4 protein-coding genes are annotated in these 2,793 nt (G+C 64.6%); 1 reads left to right on the top strand and 3 read right to left on the bottom strand.

What is annotated here, in order from left to right:
• Positions 1–1,217, top strand: a 1,217-nt coding sequence (locus EN994_RS36375; protein WP_127307908.1) for a hypothetical protein, incomplete at its 5' end; no start/stop codon positions are given.
• A 17-nt stretch (positions 1,218–1,234) separates the two neighbouring features.
• Here the strand turns inward: EN994_RS36375 and EN994_RS25715 are convergent.
• The 3 genes from EN994_RS25715 to EN994_RS25705 form a co-directional block, all read right to left on the bottom strand.
• Positions 1,235–1,534, bottom strand: coding sequence for a CcdB family protein (locus EN994_RS25715; RefSeq protein ID WP_063169193.1), 300 nt, complete (start codon positions 1,532–1,534; stop codon positions 1,235–1,237).
• Complete coding sequence (locus EN994_RS25710; RefSeq protein WP_063170355.1) at positions 1,534–1,776, bottom strand: type II toxin-antitoxin system CcdA family antitoxin; 243 nt, start codon at positions 1,774–1,776, stop codon at positions 1,534–1,536. The genes EN994_RS25715 and EN994_RS25710 overlap by 1 nt, the downstream gene beginning before the upstream one ends.
• 167 nt (positions 1,777–1,943) lie before the next feature.
• Positions 1,944–2,793, bottom strand: an 850-nt coding sequence (locus EN994_RS25705; RefSeq protein WP_127307907.1) for an ATP-binding cassette domain-containing protein, incomplete at its 5' end; no start/stop codon positions are given.

Raw genomic sequence — 2,793 nt, 5'->3', positions numbered from 1 at the left:
CGCCTCTTCCAGGCATGAACGCCGAGGAGGCGGACGACGAGGCCGATGTCTTTTCCAGCAACGAAGACAATGAAGAGCCGGTACCGGATACCTTCCAGCGCCTGCGTCCCGCCGAGCGCAAGCGCAGCTATGGCGGGCTGATCGCGGCCGTCTTCGCACTGCTGGTCGTTGCCGGCGGCGGCTACGGCATCTGGCTGAACAAGGACGCCTTCGGCAAGATGCTGGGGCTTGGCGGCAATCAGGTAGCGAAAACCGAACCCGTGAAGCCAGCGCCGGCCAAGCCGGCAACCGATGCCGCGGCAGCGCCGCCGGCGCCCGCGGCTGGCGGCACGGAAGCCGAAAGCACGAAATTCACCCAGCGGCTGACACCGCAGGGTGGTGAAGTCGACCCGGGTCCGGCCGGTGGCCAAAGCGGCATCGGCGAAGGCGAATCGGTCGCGGCGCTGACCACCCCGCCCTCGGCCCCGAACGCACCGGCGATTTCCGCACCGGCCGCCGGTACGCCTGCCGCGACTACGCCTCCGGCGACAGATGCCGCCCCCGCAACGCCGCCTGCCAACGGAGCAGCGCCTGCAGCGCCGGCCGGTGCTGCCGGCACGCCGCCAGCACCGGCAGGTGCCGCGCCGCCCGCCCCGGCGGCTGCGCCTGCGGAAGCCGCTCTGCCTGTCGGCCAGAAGGCGATCTTCTATGAGGAGCGCACCAGCACCGCCCAGGGCTCCGCCGAGCCCGGCAACATCGTCTGGTCGCTGGTGCAGGAATCGCCCGGTGGCGACCTGCCGCCGGAGCCGGCGATCCGCGCTGAGGCGACCATTCCCGGCAAGGACATCCAGTTGCGCATGACCATCCGCCGCAACACCGACCAGACGCTGCCGGCCAGCCATATCATCGAGATGATCTTCCTGACGCCCGACGGCTTCGAGGGCGGCGGTGTCGACAACATCCTGCGCGTTGCCATGAAGGCTTCGGAGCAGGATGCCGGCAGCCCGCTGATCGGCATTCCGGCCAAGATTGCCGACGGCTTCTTCCTCGTCGCGCTCAACGACACCAAGGCCGACGAAGACGCCAACATGACCTTGTTGCGCGGCCAGGACTGGATCGACGTGCCGGTGGTCTACAAGACCGGACGGCGGGCGTTGCTGACCATGGAAAAGGGCATTCCCGGAGAGAAGGTGTTCGACGAGGCAATCAAGGCCTGGCAGGCCAAGACGGCAGGCTGAGACGCTGTAGCCGCCGTTCAGAAGCCCTGGAACAGCATGTCGAGCGCAGCGACGATGTCGTCGTGGTGCTTGATCAGGTTCAGCCGACTTTCGCCCAATTCGCTGGCAGAAACGGTGGCAACCAGGTGTGTTGCCATAACGAGCTTTCGACCGTTGATCTCAAAAATCGGATGAAGCTTTCGCATCGGCGGTGGCACCATTGCGACCGGCAGAAGCGGCACGACCACCCGCGTCTTGAAATTGTCGAGCAGCTCTGACTGAACGTCGAGCACATAGCTGCCTTCGATGCGACCGGCGAAGACATCATAGCGGGGCATCAGAACTGCCGGTACTCTTCCAGCGGGATGCCATGTTTCTCGATATAGTCGTTCCACGCGTCCATCGTGGCGCGGTTCTCAAGCTTCCACAGTCGCGTTTTTTCGGCAGCCACCGCCTCCGCGATGCCGGCCTCCGCAGCGCGCGAGACATTCACGTCAAGTCCCTTGGCTTCCCTCATGAGGTTCGAATCGATCGACAGATTTGCTGGCTGACGGGTCGCACTCAAGGCAATTTTGCGCATAATAGCCTCCGCAACATGCGCATAATATATGCGCATTTCTGTATGGAGGCAATCAGGCGGTTCTAGCTGCAGGTAGGGGCGCTCGGCCCCTTCGCTATGGCTCCGGGCGTTCGTCGCTTCAATCGACAAATCGTCGTCGATTGATCGGCCTACGGCCGAAACACTCCTCACCCCTCCATCTCCTCGCGCAACATCTCCAGTTCCAGCCATTCTTCCTCGAGCGCGGCCAGCGTCGCGCGCTCCTTGTCGAGGGCGGCGATGGTTTTCTGGAACGAGGCCGGATCGCGCTCGTAATAGGCCGGATCGGCGATGTTGTTCTCCAGCCTCGAGATCGAGGCCATCACAGCTTCGATTTTCTTCGGCAGGGATTCCAGTGCGAATTTCTGCTTGAACGACAGTTTCTTCGCCGGCCCTTTTGGCGCGGCGGCTTCGCTCTTGCCTGACGCGGGCGCCTCGCCATTTTCGGCTCTCGCCCGCGCCTTGCGGTCGTCCAGCTTCGTGCCGCCGCGCTGCGCCAGCATGTCGGAGTAGCCGCCGGCATATTCGATCCAGCGGCCCTCACCATCCGGCGCGATCAGGCTGGTCACGGTGCGGTCGAGGAAATCGCGGTCGTGGCTGACCAGGATGACGGTGCCGGCGAAACCGGCGACCAGTTCCTGCAGCAGTTCCAGCGTCTCCATGTCGAGATCGTTGGTCGGCTCATCGAGCACCAGAAGGTTTGCGGGCCGCGCCAGCACGCGCGCCAGCAAGAGCCGCGCCCGCTCGCCGCCGGACAACTCGCGCACCGGCGTGCGCGCCTGCTCGGGCTTGAACAGGAAATCCTTCATGTAGGAGACCACGTGGCGCTGCTCGCCATTGATGACGAGGTTTTCGCCGCGCCCATCGGTGAGATATTGTGCCAGCGTCTCCTGCGGGTCGACCGCCTCGCGCTTCTGGTCGAGCGTGGCGATCTCCAGATTGGTGCCGAGCCGCACCGAGCCGGCGTCCGGCTTCATCTCGCCGGTCAGCATTTTCAAG

It is taken from the genome of Mesorhizobium sp. M7A.F.Ca.CA.002.09.1.1 (assembly GCF_003998555.1).
Classification (GTDB): Bacteria; Pseudomonadota; Alphaproteobacteria; order Rhizobiales; family Rhizobiaceae; genus Mesorhizobium; species Mesorhizobium ciceri.
The sequence above is the reverse complement of the archived record's forward strand: the minus strand, read 5'-3'. Positions and strand labels throughout refer to the sequence as shown.

Coding starts and splice junctions, on each gene's coding strand:
- EN994_RS25715 (WP_063169193.1), bottom strand. CDS start 1,534: ATGCCCCGCTATGATGTCTTCGCCGGTCGCATCGAAGGCAGCTATGTG.
- EN994_RS25710 (WP_063170355.1), bottom strand. CDS start 1,776: ATGCGCAAAATTGCCTTGAGTGCGACCCGTCAGCCAGCAAATCTGTCG.